Here is a 16,517-nt window from a genome sequence, read left to right on the forward strand (position 1 = left end):
TTATATTGTATTATTCCTCTTATTTTCTTTCAAAATTATATGAAAAGATCAGTAATTTTTTGGTCATGTTTCCTTTATCATTGTTATAATGATAGAAAAAATAACTTTTTCTTCTATTGCTTCTATAATAGGATTATTGAATAAGAGCAACAGGGTAGAAAATTTGAGTAAAGAGAAGGTGTCCATACATTGATAGAAGTTTATATTGACGGAGCATCGAAGGGAAATCCCGGTCCGTCTGGTGCAGGTATTTTTATTAAAGGTATATCACAGCCGGTTATGTTATCCATTCCCTTAGGTACGATGAGTAATCACGAGGCAGAATACGAGGCATTACTTGCTGCACTTACATATTGCTTAGAGCATAATTATAAAGTAATTTCCGTACGAACAGATTCCCAACTTGTCGAACGCGCAATAGAGAATAAATATGTGAAAAATAAAACGTATTTTCCTCTTCTTCAAAAAGCACTTCATCTTATTGATCAATTTGAACTATTTTTCATAAAATGGATTCCAAGTCTGCAAAATAAAGTGGCTGATAATCTAGCTCGAAAAGCAATACCGATGAATGGGCGGAAACAAACACATGAATAATACATTTTGGGCTCATATAGGATTATTATTTATTACATTCATATGGGGAACAACCTTTGTCGTTGTTCAGCATGCTATTTCTTTCGTGGATCCATTTACATTTAATGCCATTCGTTTTCTCTTAGCAGGTCTTATTCTTCTGTTTATTCAGTTTCTTTATCCTCAAAAGAAGACGAAAAAGTCCATATTACCTGGTGTCTTAATTGGTGTATTTTTATTTGGCGGTTATTTGTTTCAAACGTTTGGCCTTTTGTACACAACCTCATCCAAAGCAGGATTTATAACAGGACTTAGTGTAGTATTAGTCCCTTTATTTTCCTACATTTTCTTTCGTCATAAAACAAGAATGCTTACCATTTTGGGTGTTTTAGTAGCAACAGTTGGTTTGTTTTTACTTATGACAGAAAGATCCTTAGTCTTACAAAAAGGTGATCTTCTTGTGTTACTTTGTGCAATTTCATTTGCACTTCATATTATTGTAAATGGTTTCTTTTCAAAGGAATACTCTCCGCTCTTCTTAAGTACGATTCAAATTTTAACAGTGGCCTTCCTATCATCACTATGTGCGTTTGCATTTGAAGATTATCATCGTTTATTTTCGGTAGCTTTATGGAGCAACGTATTCTTTGTATTTTCTATCCTCCTTACAGCTCTTGTTGGAACAGCGCTTGCTTTTTTCATTCAAACAGCAGCACAAACGTATATTTCACCAACACGAGTTGCAATCATTCTGTCAACGGAGCCGGTATTTGCAGCGCTTACAGGAGTATTTATAGCCAACGAGAAACTTACTCTCTCTGCACTGACTGGTTGTGCTTGTATTCTATCAGGTATGATTTTTGCAGAACTGCCAGCTAAGAAACATCCTGCGTAAGCTCAATGTTCGAGCTTACGCAAAAATACATGTGCATGCTTTGCATCAGCAATCTTTTCCTGATGTAGCCTTTCGAGAAGAGCTATGAAGTAGCTACCATCAAATGTTCTCTGTTGTCTAAGTGTCATTTCAATCGCTACGATTACTAATGCATCGGATGATGCCGTATATTTCTGGCCGAATTCAATAAATCCAAGTGCATCCTTCGACAATCGAAAGCCTTTCGTTCGGAGAAACTGTATGTATTCAAACGTTCTCAAGAAGCCTCATCCCTTTTCCAAAATCCCCTCATAATCATACCGTCTATCTCACTAGAAAAGCAAACATGACTTTTATGCCTTTTCAAGCAAAATTTACTGAAATTCGCATACAAAAAAGAGAAATACCCCAATTATTCTTCAAATTTTGATGCAAATTACTACCCATAATAAAAAATGCAAATGAACGAAAGCTAGGTCATTTGCATTTTTTGATATTATATAAGTGAAAGCAATGATTGAGGACGGTTCCATTCTAGTTCATTGCATATGTGTAAAATATTTTTTTCATTTACGTTCCAAATTGCTTGATCCAATTCACAAGAAATTGGTACTTCGCAATGAATTTGTGCAAGCCATAAAGAAAGCTTCAGATTCTCTAAATCATTTTCAATTTTTGTACGTTGGGCATTAGATAGTATATGTAGGTTATCTAACACACCTTGCACACTTTGAAATTCCTTTATAAGCTTATATGCTGTTTTTTCACCTATCCCTCGTACACCTGGGTAATTATCACTGGTGTCGCCCATAAATGCTTTTGCATGAACTATCTGCCATGGCTGCACACCTTTTTCTACTAAAATAGTATCCGGTGTATAAAAGGAATAATTGCCAACTCCTTTTCGCATTAACATAATTGTCGTGCTCGGATTAGATAGCTGCAGCAAATCTGTATCCCCCGTAAGTACAAACACTTCGCCTTCTAGTTCGTATTGTTTCGAAAGTGTGCCAATACAATCATCCGCTTCATAACCAACCAAACCAATATTCGGAATATGCAACAGATTGGTTATTTCTTTTACAAGGTTAAATTGTGGTATTAATTCATCAGGAGCCGCGCCACGATTTGCTTTGTACTGCGAGAACGCTTCTGTTCGAAACGTGGTACTTCCCATGTCCCAACAAGCAATTACATGTGTAGGTTGAATTTCTTGAATAGCTGTAAGCATATGTCTCATAAAACCGTGAATTCCATTTGTAGGAATTCCTTGGCTTGTTTTCATAAATTGTCCATGAACGCTCGTTGCATAAAAGGCACGAAATAGGACTGCCATTCCATCAACGAGTAAGATCTTATTCAATAATTTCCCCTCCAAAATAAAAAACCTCACGTTTATCGTAAGGTTATGAATCCCCGCCTGTGCCGTCCCCTCATATGTTCAAAACCCGCTCTCGCAGGTGGATGCCCTCACAAAAGACTTCATCGTCCTAAAAAAGGCTTGATGTCGACTTTTAAATATTGAGCTTCCGTAGTCATAACATAGGTTTAAACATAAATCAGTCGCGAACACTGCAGGACTTATATTTGTTCCTATCATAGCATACATTTAATGGACTGTAAAACATCTATTTCTTTGGTGAAATTATTTCTTAGTCGTAGCAATTTCGTTATCTTCGTACGAAATCCAATCACTCCAGCTTCCTGCATATAACTTCACATTCGAAAATCCTGCCTCTTGGAGCATAAGTACATTTGGACATGCTGTCACACCAGAACCACAGTAAACAATCGTTTCTTTTTCCTTATCAAGGTTGGAAAATCGGGCCTCTTGTTCTTCCTTCGTTCGAAATGTTCCATTATCAGCAATGCCTTCGTTCCAAAAATAGTTTACTGCTGTTGGAATGTGGCCCGCTTTTGTATCAATGGTCTCTATGTTTCCCTTATATCGTTCAGGATCTCTCGAATCAATTAGGTTAAATTTCTTACCTTCAAGTACGCGAGTTTTCACATCCTCCATGCTTACAAGAAAATCTTGGTTAAGGCTCTGAACGAACGTCTTCTTTCTGTATACAGGTAAATTCGTTGTTGTTTTATAGTCTCGGCGTATCCATTCCGTCCACCCACCGTTCAGTACAAATGCTTTTTTATGTCCAAGAAAGGTGAGTAACCACCAAAGCCGAGAAGCCATTGCACCCTCTTCGCTATCATAAGCAACAACCGTTGTATATTCATCGATACCTGCTTCAGATAATATTTGTACAAAACGCTCTGTATCCGGTAAAGGGTGACGCCCGCCATGGGCTTGCACAGGGCTTGAAAGATCTTTATTTAAATCAAAATATAATGCATTCTCGATGTGGCCTTTTTCATATTCTGCTCGTCCCCATTGTGGATCGCCTAGATGGAATCGACAGTCGATAATGCGTATTCCCTCATCATGAAGATGCTTGTCTAACCAATCCGCTTCGACAATATGATTCATTTCTATCTCTCCTCTATTTATTTTTAAGGCGAGTTGTGTATTCTTGCACCATTTCTTTTGTCACAAATTTGCGAGTAGGTACAATTCCTTGTTTTGCCAAATCATTTATTTTTTTCGTAATCTCATTTATAGGATCAACTGAAAAAGGACTTTCCTTTTGACATAGTTTCACAGCAGTTTCAATTGCTTTTTCTCTGTCCTGATCTAATTTAAAAAAGGTTGCTACAATATGATGTTGCTTTTGTGAATGGCTTGCAATTGCTTCATGTACTTCCATTATGATCACCTCTTATTGATGTATGTAAGACGGAGCATATCGGGGACAATGAAATCCACTATCCGCGATACACTCGTCTATGTGAAGAAAATAAAGATAGTATTAATAAATATCGAAGTTATTATAACACGTTTAATTCATTTTCGATTAATTTCATAATGTCATATAGCTTTTTTTGTGCAAGTTCATAAGCTGACACATCAATATGTTCTGACAGTGCTGCTACAATTCCCTGATAATATCGTAAAACATCGTCTTGCAATTTTTCTTTCGTACTGCTCCAGATTTTTTCCCATTCTTTCTTGTAATGTTCGGTTATAATCGCTTCTTCTTCTTGTACGTAAGCACTCATCGGTCCATCCAATACTTGTTTCATTTCTTCTTGCATAAGTGCTTTTTCATTTTTTTCAAAGAAACTTTTAGCATTTTTATAATAAGACATTGCCTTTTTAAATTGACCCATTTCTAACTGTCGAAAAGGATCTAGGTGGGTTGCAGATGAAAAGACAAATTCTTCAGTCTTTGTAAACGGAGCATTCTCAGTAATTTGCAAGCATTGTTTTTGGAGTCCCTCGGATGAGAATTGAATTTTCTTACTCATCCAATTCTCAACTCGTAAAGAGGTTGCTCTCATTTCTTGTATGAAATCATTCTTTAGAAAATCAAGAAGCTCTAATACACTATTATACAAAATTTGTTTTACGTCCCCCTTATCGGAACGCAATGTACCTGGATTGATAAATTCGATAAATACATCATGATAACGGAGCATCACTCGTTGTTTTACATAAAAAAGAAGTTCCCGTATTTCCTGAACGAGGGCTTGCTCTTCCGTTAATACACTATAGGTTGAAATGATTTGTACGATTGCTTCCTGTTCCTTATTGTATTGTTTTCGTTTTATCTCCTTTTCTTCTATTCCAGCCTTTGCATTAGAAAGGATATTCGTAACGAAACGATGAGACGATTGAATCTTCGATTGCAAAGATGTTAAAGATACTAACATAAGATCTCGCATGATAAACGTCGTGAATGCTTCTTCAAATGCTTTCATACCGGACTGCTTAAGAACACCATAGGTTCCTTCTTCTTTGATTGTTCCAAGCTTTTCATCTAATGCATATAAGCTTGATAAAGGAAATAAGCGAGGATTGCGAATGCCATATTGCAGGAGCTGCCCTTGAATATAGTCCTTAACCGTTTGCAGTTCCTCCGTTGTTGATGCTAAATCAGCTGCATTAATCATGAAAAACATTTTATCCATCGCAAACGAATCTTTTACACGCCCAAGTTGAATTAAAAATTCTCGATCTGCACGACTAAAAACATGATTGTAATACGTAACAAACAAAATCGCATCTGCATTTTTAATATATTGGAATGAAACATCCGTATGACGTGCGTTTACAGAATCTGCTCCCGGCGTATCTACAATCGTCACACCGTTACGTGTTAGCTCACAATCATAATGAAGTTCCATAAACTCAACGAAGCACGATTTTTCCTCATTAGCAACAAAGGAAGAAAATTCACTCATGTCTGTTGTAATCATTTGCCCTAACTTATTTTTAAATGTCTGGTATCCTGCCTGAACGGCACGTAAAAAACTAAGTGTTGTTTTTTGACGTGTACTCGGTGATGCATGACGCAGAAGCTCATCAATACCTCCAATTGCCTCATCCAACGATGCTGCCTGCTTCTCAAATAATTTATAAATTCGCTGTAAATCTTCCAATAATATGCTTTCTGATTTCAGCTTGATGGTAACTGTTTCATGCGGATGCTCTTTTGTTACTGGAACAATTTTATTAATGGCGGCAGTCGTTGGATTTGGTGAAACCGGTAGAACTTTGGCTCCTAGAAGCGCATTGGCAAAAGAAGATTTACCTGCACTAAATGCACCAAACAGAGCAACTGTAAATTGCTTCGTCTCAACCCGTCGTCGTTTTTCCTCAATCTCCTCATACAAGTGACGAAGTGCAGAAAACGGTTTAAGAATAGCTCCTGCTTCGCGAATATGTTCTGTAATCATTCGGACCTGTTCTTCCGCCGTTCCCTTGGTTTCTATCCGTTCTTCCACTATTTCTACTTCATCATTCTCTACTATATTGTTTTCCTGAGTGAATAACGGATTTTCCAATACTGTTACTTCTTCCTCTTCTAACAGGTCAAGTGAACGCGGCTCGATTTGCTTTCGACCTTCCCACACATTAAACAAATCTTGTACATAATTCGTTACTATACGCCAATTGTCTCTTCCTTCTGTAAGATCACGATACTCCTTCTCATGAACACGTAAATGATTATTTACTTCGTCAAGCTCAGCTTCTAACTTTTTCTTTAAAATTGGAACAATACTCTCGAAAAGAGAAATAGCTTTCGTACGCATGATTGCTTTAATCGCAGCAGCTACATCATTCGTATAGGTGAGTACATAATTTCCAGATAAACCCGCACCGCGCTCGATTGTATCCGTTAGTAAAGATGGAGTAAATGTAGTTGTAATGCTATATATTATATTTCCTAGCTCTTCCGTATAAATATCTTGGGATTGTAAATAGGTTAATAGATATTGCTTTACATGCACATCTAACTGCGTTTCCGTCGTTTGACTTATTTTTTCATGAAAAGCTGTGCGTCTTTGCTCTTTTTCCTTTTCCGTCTTCGACTTTGAAAAGAGGATACCCACTTTAAAATTCGTAAGCTCTGTTTCTAAATACTTTTCTGCTAATTCACGAACTTCATATGGAAGTAAATACGCATTTTGTAGGATATGCTCCAATTCTTTTGAAAATTGAAGCTTGATTGTTTCATCCTTTTGCAATAGCTCTTCTTTTTGTGCATAAAGTTTTTCTAAAGATTGCTCCTTTTCTTCTATAGAATGAGCTGCAACGTCTCCCTTATTCTCAAGAGTTTTTCTAAGCTTGTTTTCATGTTCATGAAGTAAGTACGTTACTTCTTGACGAACACTTTCTTCTAAGTATTCATTTCTTTTTTCCATAATCGTTGCTAACAATTGTTTTAATTGCTTCAGCTCATTGTATGGATGATTTTGATTTCGCAAGGTTGTATAAAATATACCATCGACATGAATATTCCAGTTTAAAAAGGATTGTTTTACACTATCAGCATACGATGGAAAGGATAGTTCCTCCTCTTTATGCTTATCAATTTGATTCACCACTAAATATACGGTTTTATTTCGTTCCTTTAGCTCCTTCACAAATTGTAAATTCACTTGTGATTGAACATGATTATAATCCATCATATAGAAAATTACATCTGCAACATGAAGGGCTGATTCCGTCGCAATCTTATGAGCATCATCTGTTGAATCAATTCCCGGTGTATCAACTAAAATGACACCGTCTGGAAGAGAAGCATCTTCTCTCGTTATGTGGACACCAATTACTTCCTCTCCGTTTTTAAAGAGCTGTTTTAATTGTTCATCCGTGTATGTACCTTCATAAGATTGCTTCATACCTGATTTTAATGTAAGTACTACACGATTGTGACCTCGTTGAATTTCAACAACGTTGGCACTTGTAGGAATCGGACTCGTAGGAAGTAAATCCTTACCATATAATTCATTTAGCATCGTAGATTTTCCAGCTGAAAAATGTCCACAAAATGCTATCATAAACTCATTCTCTACATATTTTTGAATGATATCATGAATCCGCTTACTATTTTCAGTATCCCCTTTGTCTTTCCACATTTCGTATAAGTACAACATTTGATGTACTTGTGAACTTGCAATTTGCACCATCTATCTGTTCCCCTTTACTTTAAGTGACACGTCTATCACCCTAGACGTACTCTCCTATATTCGAAAACGTAACCGTTTCCACTATATATATTTTACTTATGTTCTATCTTACTAAATTTTCGAAAAAAAATCTCATTAAAATGTTGAAAAGTGGAATCGGCTTGTTCAACTCCGGAGGGCAGAGGTTCTATAGAATTACGAAAGACGAAAAAGGGTGAAGCAAAAATGTCTTTTTGCTTCACCCTTCTTAATCTATATATTAGTTAGTAACGTGCTTCAAAACGAATGTTGAAATTACTGCATATACAACTACCGTACCTGCTAGAAAAGCGATTACCATTTTCCATCATCCTTTTTGTGATAATGATTATCATTTCTTGTTTGTATTATAGCATCGCAGAGAATCGTTATCAATACACATTATGGAGTAAATCGTGAAATGTTTATGAACCTTTGTCCATAATTTGTCATCTCTATTAATGCTCGTTCTTCTTCACGAATTCGTAGTGAAAGAACATACGCATTACAAAAACAAAATGTTATAGCGGTTACATACGCTTGAAAGAAAAGAGGAATAAGTAATAATTCACACACAACAACTACATAATTTGGATGCCGAATATATCGATACGGACCTTTCATTACAATATCTTTCTCAGGAAGAACAAGAATCTTTGTATTCCATCGCTCACCTAAAGAGGCCATCGCCCAAATACGTAAACCTTGAATCAAAAGTAGTGTTATCAAAAGCGGTGGCCAAAGTGTAGATAATGTTTTGTGAAGAATCATAACCTCACTTAAAAATGAAAGAAAAAAACAAATATGAAGAAAAACAATAACGATGTATTGCTTTTTTCCATACTCCATTGCCCCCTGTTGTTTCATCTTTCTTTCATTACGTTTCGCAACAAATAATTCTACTAAGCGTTGCAAAATAAAAAAAAGTAAAAAGCAAAAAAAAATCACCCAACTTCCTCCCATTCCACTAACAATAATTCAGAACTAAAACCTGGACCAAGTGCAGCTAATAAATCCGTTTGTCCAGGCTTATTGACTTGCAGTAAATACTTTTCTAGTACATACAAAAGTGTAGCAGAGGACATATTGCCGTACTCCTTTAACACATCAAATGAGATACGAGTTTGTTCTTTATTCATTTCAAGTGATTCCTCATAGACATCCAGTACTTTTTTACCGCCAGGATGTGCAATAAAATGAGAAATATCAGATAACTCTATCCCCTTTTCTCGTAAAAAATGTATCACATTCGGCCGCAGCCAATTGCGAATAATGGTTGGAATATCTTTCGAAAAGATGACGTTTAAACCATTATTGCGAATGTCCCACCCCATTACCTTCTCTGATTCTTTCATTAGCGTTGATTGAGACCCTCTAAACACTGGCAGCACTGACAGAGAAGAAGGAATGGATGCCTCATCACCAGCTATGAGAACGCACGCTACTCCATCCGCAAATAGGGAGGTTCCAATCAAATTACTTTTCGATCGATCGTTACGTTGAAAAGTTAAGCTGCAAAGTTCAACTGCTAATACAATTACTTTTTCCTTTGGAAACGCCTGACAGTACTCAAATGCACGCGATAGACCTGCAGCACCACCTGCACAGCCCAATCCCCATATCGGAATTCGCTTCGTATGCGAAGAAAAAGGTAATGCATTCATAATCTTCGCATCAATTGTAGGTGTTGCAAAACCTGTTGAAGAAACAAAAAAAAAGGCATTGATCTCCTTCATCGGTACAGCTTCCTTTAAAAATCGTTCACTTTGTAAGCAGTTTTGAATCGCTTCAATTCCCAAGGAAACAGCACAATCTATGTAAGTAGCATTTCGTTCTTCAAATGAATGCTCCTCCTGAAACCACTCCAAGCCCTTAGCAAAATGCCTCTTTTCAATTTGTCCATTCGTAAACACATTCAGTAACCTGTTCAAATCTTTAAAAGACCCTTCAAATAAATGAGAAACAAATCTCTCTATAGACTGCTGCGTACATACGTGCGGCGGCGGACAAATTCCAACAGATACAATCTTCGACATGCAGTTCACTCCTAGTGGCATATTGTTCTTACTATGTTCAAATATCGATGAAATATGTAAACAGTTTTGTTTTTAAACGAGGTTATTTTTGGGGGATTTGTTTTAAAATCATTTCAACGTAAAAAAAGCTTAAAACAGGAGCTTTCCAAAATGAACTGCTTGTATAAAGAATTTCTAATAAAATAAACAGGCTAGTTGGAATCGAACCAACGAAACACTTTATCACATAGATAAAGTCGCTCTACCACTGAGCTATAGCCTGATAATGTTAGTTTGCTACTTTCAGCTTACTCCTATACACTTTTATATAAAAAAAGCACCCTCAAATACTCAGATTTTGAGTAAATGATGGTGCTTGTATGTCCAATATACCCTTAATGTAGTACCAACATTCGAACATAGTTTTCATGATAAAACGATGACTACTTGAAGTGAAAATCCCCCGACTTTCTTTAAAAAACTTCCCCTATTTCCCCAATACTATTACGAAGCCAGCTTTGCATCATTCTTTGCTTTTGCTGCTTTTGTTTTTGCATTAAACAAAAGATTCAAAATAATCGCTGTAAAACTTCCTAGCACGATACCGCTATCTGTTAAAATTCGAATGCTCTCTGGAAGCTTTGCAAAGAAAGTTGGTACTGCAGTTACGCCAAGACCGATACCTACTGAACATGCTACGATGAGTAGATTTTCTTGCTTTGTGAAATCTACCTTGCTTAGCATTTTTATTCCATACGCCATTACCATTCCGAACATCGCCAGACTTGCTCCGCCTAGAACTGGATGAGGTATAATTGTTGCTGCAGCTGCGATTTTCGGAACAAAACCAAGCGTAATTAAAAGACCGCCGCATATATAGATGATTTTTCGGTTTTTCACACCAGATAGCTGTACGAGTCCTACGTTTTGAGAATACGTAGTGTATGGAAATGAGTTAAATATACCGCCAAGAATGATTGCAATCCCTTCTGCACGGTAGCCTTTCGCTAGTTTTTTTTCATCAAGCTTCGTGCCACAAATATCAGATAGAGCAAAATATACGCCTGTTGCTTCTACGATACCGACTAAAGCAACAATGATCATCGTTATAATTGGAGTAATCGAAAATGTTGGAGTTCCAAAATAAAAAGGCTGAATGCCATGTACCCAACTTGCATCTGCGACTGGCCCGAGATTTACTTTTCCCATAAAAGCAGCTGCAATGGTACCCCCAATAAGGCCAAGTAAAATACTAATAGCACGAATAAATCCGGAAAATAAACGATTTATGAGAATAATAAATAGTAAAACCCCAAATGCAAGAATAAGATTTTCTGGATTTCCAAAATCTTTGCTTCCTACTCCTCCTGCCATATCGTTCATAGCAACTGGTACGAGTGTAATTCCGATAACTGTTACAACGGTTCCAGTTACAACTGGTGGAAATAATTTGACGAGTCTTCCGAAAAATCCGGAAAATAATACGATAAATAATCCAGCAACAATAATACTACCGTAAATTGCTGAAATGCCGTATTGCTTGCCAATTGCAATCATTGGACCTACAGCTGTAAACGTACAGCCTAACACAACAGGCAACCCAATCCCAAAAAATCGATTGCCCACTGCTTGTAAAACCGAAGCAACACCACACATCAGTAGATCAATGGATACAAGATACGTTAGCTCTTTTTCCCCAAAGCCTAGTGCACCACCTACGATTAATGGAACAATAACCGCCCCTGCGTACATGGCAAGCATATGTTGTAAACCCAGTGAAAACATTTGAAAAGGCTTATTTGTCATGTGTTATTCCTCCTACTTCTGCAAGTTCTTCAAACGTTACCACCTTATCTTCTAGAGAAATAATTTTTGCTAAAGATTCAACCTTCAGTCCCATTTCACGAAGCTTATCGCCACCATCCTGAAATGCTTTTTCAATGACAATTCCTATACCAGCTACTGTTGCACCTGCTTGCTCTACGACATTAACGAGACCTAGAGCTGCTTGACCATTGGCAAGAAAATCATCGATGATTAAAACGCGATCCTCTGCTGATAGATGGTCTTGGCTAATTGCAATTTCGTTCGTTTCTTGCTTCGTAAACGAATACACCTTTGCCGTAAATACATTCTGCAACGTAAGAGACTTTCTCTTTCTTGCAAAGACCACTTTTACCCCCATCATAAGTGCTGCCATCATGGCTGGTGCAATACCAGAAGATTCAATTGTTACAACTTTCGTAATTCCTTCCTCATGAAAACGTTTTGCAAATTCCTTGCCTATCTCTTGCATCAAAACGGGATCAATTTGATGATTCAAAAAAGAATCGACCTTTAAAATTTCATTTGATACTACTTTTCCTTCTTTTCTAATCTTCTCTTTTAACAGTTGCATAGCTAATCCCCTTCTGAAACTTTTTTTCCGAGCACTCTATAAGAAGAAAGCAAAAAAAGGCATTTCCCCACTATCAGTGAGGAAATGCCTTTTCCATCAATGGAATATACAAACTACCATTACAAAGCAAAATGTCCCCACTCATAGTCCAATACATTTACGGTGATTGGGTAGAAACTTGTAGGCCATATTCCTACGATTATATGAGTGCTCATATATAATTAATATGGTAGATTATATCGTATATTTTTTTGTTTGAAAAGTAAAAACTCGAAAAACACGTACAATTCTAATGTATTTTGAATTTTCTGTTCGTTCTTTCGCCTCGGTAAATAGTAAGATGGAAGAAAATATTAAGACAAATGATAAATTTCTTTATATTTCTCTTCTAAATACGTTGCTAAATATGTTGCTTGTAGCCCTTCTCCTGTAACATCTTTGACTATTTCATTCGGATATTTGCTTTTTCCGTACGTATGGACATGAATATGGAGCCATTCAACTACTGGTTCAAGTTCTCCACCTTCTAACAGCTCTTCAAAGTTTGGAATCTCACTTCTCAATTGATGATAAAACTGTGCCGCATACATATAACCAAGTGCATAGGATGGGAAATACCCAAAGTCTCCGCCAGCCCAGTGTATATCTTGCAAAACGCCTTCACGGTCATTTTTCGGACGTACCCCTAAATACTCTTCCATTTTATCGTTCCATACTTCAGGGAGATCTTCTACTTGTAAATCACCATCAAATAACGCTTTTTCAATTTCATAACGAACCATAATATGGAGTGGATACGTTAATTCATCTGCTTCAATGCGAATAAGGGATGGCTTAGATTCATTGATAGCAGCATAAAACTCTTCTAGCGATACGTTGTCAAATTGACTTCCGCCAGCTGCCTGTAGTTGCTTATAATTTTTACTCCAAAAATGCTGATTTCGTCCGATAAAGTTTTCAAAAAATAAAGATTGTGATTCATGAATTCCCATCGATGTTCCTGTACACAAAGGGGTTCCTACCCATTCTGAGTTAATATTTTGTTCATATACAGCATGTCCACATTCATGAATGGTACCAAAGATTGCTTTTCTAAAATCATGTTCATCGTAATTCGTTGTAATTCGCACATCACCAGGATTTAATGCCGTCGCAAACGGATGAATCGTTTCATCAAGACGTCCAGCTTCAAAGTTAAAGTGAAGCTGTTGCAGCAGCATAATGCTAAACTCATGCTGCTTTTCTTTTGAAAAATAAGCATACAACGGTTCTGTTTGCATAATACGATTGCTGCTAGCAATTTCTTTCACGAGTGGTACGATTCTTGTCCGCAACTCAGTAAAGACAGCGTCCAGTATTTCAACCGTCATACCTGGTTCATAGAGGTCTAGGAGTGCATCATATTTATTTGTTTCATAACCCCAATAGGAAATAAACTTCTTTTTAAAATCTATTAATTGTTTTAAATAAGGAGCAAGCATGAAGAAGTCAGAATGCTCCTTAGCCACTTCCCATACGCTTTCTGCCTTAGCTTGAACCTTCACATATTGTTCGTATTCATCCTTTGGTATTTTCTTATTTCGATCATACTGTATTCTGCACTCTTTCACGACTTTTGCTGTTCGATCAGAAAGGTCCTCGGCAGCTTCTAATTTTTGCAAATACGCTGCCATCTCATCGGAAGTGGACATACAAAAGGCTTCGGATGAAAGCATACCTATCACTTCAGAACGCCCATCAACACCTTGTTTCGGTGCACCAGTACGTAAATCCCAAAAAATAAGATTCAATGCTTCTTGATAGTTCATCATTTTCTTTACAAAAGCTAAAAACTCATTTTCAATTTTATTTGTACGCTCCATATCATCACTCCTTTTCCACACTAATCCATTCGATAGAAACCAATGAAGTCCCTGCATACACGTTTATAATGAAATATGTTCTCCTTGAACAGGCAAGATGCGCTTTACATTTTCTACAACGATTGGTTTTTCATTTTCCTCAAGAAAAAGAGTAATACATCCATGGTCCTGACTCGTTCGAATGAGTCGGCCAATACCTTGGCGTAATCGAAGAATCATATATGGCAAGTCAACCTCATGAAACGGATCACTCACATGGCTACGTTTTGCTTCAAAAACTGGATCATTCGGCGGGAATGGTAGTGACCAAATAATAACTTGTGACAAGGATGAACCTGGAATATCAAGGCCCTCCCATAAATGCACAGCGCATAAAACGGTTTCTTCTTCATTTTGAAACTCTGAAACAAGTACACTTATTTCTTTATCCCCTTCATACAAAAATCGGTACGGTACATTTTTCTCTTCTACGGAATGCTTGAAATATCGTAATTCTTCATTCGTTCGGAATAAAACCAATGTTCGTCCTTTTGTTCGTTCAAGAGAGGAGATGGCATACTCTATTTTTTTCTCCTGCTGATTGCAGTAGGTTGGAATATATACCTTCATTTGTTCTTCATAGTCGAACGGAGAGTCAACAGAAAATGAAAGATAATCATCTATTCCCAAATTCTTAGCAATGAATGAGAACGAATTGTTTTCAGATAAGGTTGCAGAAGAAAATACAAATGGAATGTTCTTGGAAAATACTCGTTCTCGTAATACTTCTTCTACTTCGTGCGGCATGATAACTAACGTAAATCCTTCATTTCCCGTTTCAACCCAAGTAATTACGTTTTCGTTCTCTGTAAAGAGTTGTAACGAATGCTCCATCAAATCTAAATGCTCGTCCACTACAGCAAGATCATATTCGTCAATCGTATGCATTTCACTTTCAAATACAATTGAGTTTCCTATTTCCTCTATTCTTTTATAAACTCGCTTTGCATGCTCCGTTAACATCCTTGAACGCTGAATGCTCATACGATGCGAACCTGATATTTCTTGTGCATGCTCGTTTAGAATATGGAAAAAATCAGAGAACTCAGCTATCGTTTCTTCAATTAACTCAGCAAATTCTTCCCGAATATCATTTTGCAACAAACGGGTAAGTAAGTTCTCCATCATATTCTGTTGCAAACGATAGGTCAGTGCCTTTTGCGCGGCATATTCCACCAAATGACCTTCATCAAAAATCACACAGCTTGCTTCTGGTAAAAGCGGTAGTTGTCCTTCACGTTTACGAGCTTCAAAAGTCCAAATGTGCTGCATATAAAAATCCTGCGAACATATAATTAAATCGGTTGCTTTGCGATAATAATCACGTGATAGCGTTTGACCACAACGATGACGCTTTTCACACGAAATACAATCCTGAAAATAGTCAAAGGATACTTGCGACCATTCTTCATCTGATAAATAAGAATATTCTTTGCGATCACCGTAATGCTGGAAGCTTTGCATGGTTCCATGATCAAATACAAATTCAGGTAAACTATCGTAGGCCTCTTCAATTCCTTCTGTGGGAGCGCCTTCTATTACACGATCCATTTTCTTTAAACACAAATAATTTTCCATTGATTTTGCAAGACGAACGTCAATATGTAAAGACAGTGCTTTTGATAGCTTTGCTATGTCTCCTTCTTCTTTTACAAGCTGCTCAATTAATGTCTCATCAGCACAAGCTATAATAGCTGGCTTCCCGATATATCTGGCATATGTGATGGCATACAGTAAATAAGCAATCGTTTTTCCTGTGCCAACCCCAGCTTCAGCAAATAACACTCTTTTTTCCCTAAAAGCACGGTCCATCTGAAATGCCATAAAAATTTGTTCATCCCGCATTTCAAACCCTGCCTCAGGCAAGATATCATAAAAGACGTCTCCAATCCAATCATTTAACCTATCAAAAAAGTTATCTTGTTTCCCTACTTCAAAGGGGAGTGTTCTTGTCACGTCATGTTCCTCCAACTCATATAAATGTAACAAACGAAAAAGTTTTCCGGTAAGGAAAACTTTTTTATTCTAGACTTTGCTTCTTATACGAAAGTAGCAAATTATGGGCAAAGGCTTGTAAATAATGTTGCTTTGCTCGATTGATTGCTTTTCTTGCTGCCATCGATTCGGATTGTTCGATTAAACTCTCTGTATGATCAATTGCTTTTTTTATTAGAATAAATTCTGCTATACGTTCCTTCATTTTC

Annotated in this window: 14 protein-coding genes, 1 other RNA gene, 1 pseudogene and 1 riboswitch; of the genes and pseudogenes, 2 read left to right on the plus strand and 14 right to left on the minus strand. The window is 37.0% G+C overall.

Going from position 1 to position 16,517, the window contains the following annotated elements:
- Nucleotides 1–189: 189 nt before the first annotated feature.
- Both ACM5BR_RS05710 and ACM5BR_RS05715 read left to right on the plus strand, forming a co-directional pair.
- Nucleotides 190–597 carry a reverse transcriptase-like protein gene (locus ACM5BR_RS05710; RefSeq protein WP_416826671.1) on the plus strand — a complete coding sequence of 136 codons (408 nt, stop codon included), beginning with the start codon at nucleotides 190–192 and terminating at the stop codon, nucleotides 595–597.
- Nucleotides 590–1,471, plus strand: coding sequence for a DMT family transporter (locus ACM5BR_RS05715; RefSeq protein ID WP_416826673.1), 882 nt, complete (start codon nucleotides 590–592; stop codon nucleotides 1,469–1,471). Before ACM5BR_RS05710 ends, ACM5BR_RS05715 begins: the two co-directional genes overlap by 8 nt.
- A gap of 2 nt (nucleotides 1,472–1,473) precedes the next feature.
- On the opposite strand, the gene ACM5BR_RS05720 is transcribed toward ACM5BR_RS05715, so the two are convergent.
- From ACM5BR_RS05720 to ACM5BR_RS05785, 14 genes and pseudogenes are all read right to left on the minus strand, one after another.
- Nucleotides 1,474–1,731 (minus strand): DUF6123 family protein, encoded by a 258-nt coding sequence (locus ACM5BR_RS05720; protein ID WP_416826675.1) that lies wholly within the window; start codon nucleotides 1,729–1,731, stop codon nucleotides 1,474–1,476.
- 215 nt (nucleotides 1,732–1,946) lie between these two features.
- Nucleotides 1,947–2,813 carry a 5'-3' exonuclease gene (locus ACM5BR_RS05725; RefSeq protein ID WP_416826677.1) on the minus strand — a complete coding sequence of 289 codons (867 nt, stop codon included), beginning with the start codon at nucleotides 2,811–2,813 and terminating at the stop codon, nucleotides 1,947–1,949.
- A 46-nt stretch (nucleotides 2,814–2,859) separates the two neighbouring features.
- Nucleotides 2,860–3,034: non-coding RNA, 6S RNA (gene ssrS, locus ACM5BR_RS05730), on the minus strand.
- A 61-nt stretch (nucleotides 3,035–3,095) separates the two neighbouring features.
- On the minus strand, nucleotides 3,096–3,935 hold the full coding sequence (locus ACM5BR_RS05735) for a sulfurtransferase (RefSeq protein WP_416826679.1): 840 nt from the start codon (nucleotides 3,933–3,935) through the stop codon (nucleotides 3,096–3,098).
- A 13-nt stretch (nucleotides 3,936–3,948) separates the two neighbouring features.
- On the minus strand, nucleotides 3,949–4,212 hold the full coding sequence (locus tag ACM5BR_RS05740; RefSeq protein WP_416826681.1) for a YpbS family protein: 264 nt from the start codon (nucleotides 4,210–4,212) through the stop codon (nucleotides 3,949–3,951).
- A gap of 121 nt (nucleotides 4,213–4,333) precedes the next feature.
- Nucleotides 4,334–7,981 carry a dynamin family protein gene (locus tag ACM5BR_RS05745; protein ID WP_416826683.1) on the minus strand — a complete coding sequence of 1,216 codons (3,648 nt, stop codon included), beginning with the start codon at nucleotides 7,979–7,981 and terminating at the stop codon, nucleotides 4,334–4,336.
- 420 nt (nucleotides 7,982–8,401) lie between these two features.
- Nucleotides 8,402–8,947 (minus strand): isoprenylcysteine carboxyl methyltransferase family protein, encoded by a 546-nt coding sequence (locus ACM5BR_RS05750; RefSeq protein WP_416826685.1) that lies wholly within the window; start codon nucleotides 8,945–8,947, stop codon nucleotides 8,402–8,404.
- A complete protein-coding gene (locus ACM5BR_RS05755; RefSeq protein ID WP_416826687.1) occupies nucleotides 8,944–10,035 on the minus strand; it encodes a type III polyketide synthase in 1,092 nt (363 codons plus the stop codon). Before ACM5BR_RS05755 ends, ACM5BR_RS05750 begins: the two co-directional genes overlap by 4 nt.
- Before the next feature lie 186 nt (nucleotides 10,036–10,221).
- A pseudogene (locus ACM5BR_RS05760) lies at nucleotides 10,222–10,297 on the minus strand.
- A 221-nt stretch (nucleotides 10,298–10,518) separates the two neighbouring features.
- Entirely contained in the window at nucleotides 10,519–11,820 is a 1,302-nt protein-coding gene (gene pbuX / locus ACM5BR_RS05765; protein ID WP_416826689.1) for a xanthine permease PbuX, read from the minus strand.
- Nucleotides 11,810–12,412: a xanthine phosphoribosyltransferase gene (locus ACM5BR_RS05770; RefSeq protein WP_416826691.1), complete on the minus strand. Its 603-nt coding sequence runs from the start codon at nucleotides 12,410–12,412 to the stop codon at nucleotides 11,810–11,812. Before ACM5BR_RS05770 ends, pbuX begins: the two co-directional genes overlap by 11 nt.
- 124 nt (nucleotides 12,413–12,536) lie before the next feature.
- A riboswitch (purine riboswitch) is annotated at nucleotides 12,537–12,639 on the minus strand.
- A gap of 126 nt (nucleotides 12,640–12,765) precedes the next feature.
- Nucleotides 12,766–14,274, minus strand: a complete 1,509-nt coding sequence (locus ACM5BR_RS05775) for a carboxypeptidase M32 (protein ID WP_416826693.1) — start codon at nucleotides 14,272–14,274, stop codon at nucleotides 12,766–12,768.
- A 63-nt stretch (nucleotides 14,275–14,337) separates the two neighbouring features.
- Complete coding sequence (locus ACM5BR_RS05780) at nucleotides 14,338–16,269, minus strand: ATP-dependent DNA helicase (protein WP_416826694.1); 1,932 nt, start codon at nucleotides 16,267–16,269, stop codon at nucleotides 14,338–14,340.
- Between the two features lie 64 nt (nucleotides 16,270–16,333).
- The gene (locus ACM5BR_RS05785) at nucleotides 16,334–16,513 is read right to left on the minus strand and encodes a hypothetical protein (protein WP_416826696.1); all 180 of its coding nucleotides are present in this window, start codon (nucleotides 16,511–16,513) and stop codon (nucleotides 16,334–16,336) included.
- Between the last annotated feature and the right edge of the window lie 4 nt (nucleotides 16,514–16,517).

Origin of the sequence: Ectobacillus polymachus, assembly GCF_048159605.1 — a bacterium.
Taxonomy (GTDB): domain Bacteria; phylum Bacillota; class Bacilli; order Bacillales; family Bacillaceae_G; genus Ectobacillus; species Ectobacillus polymachus.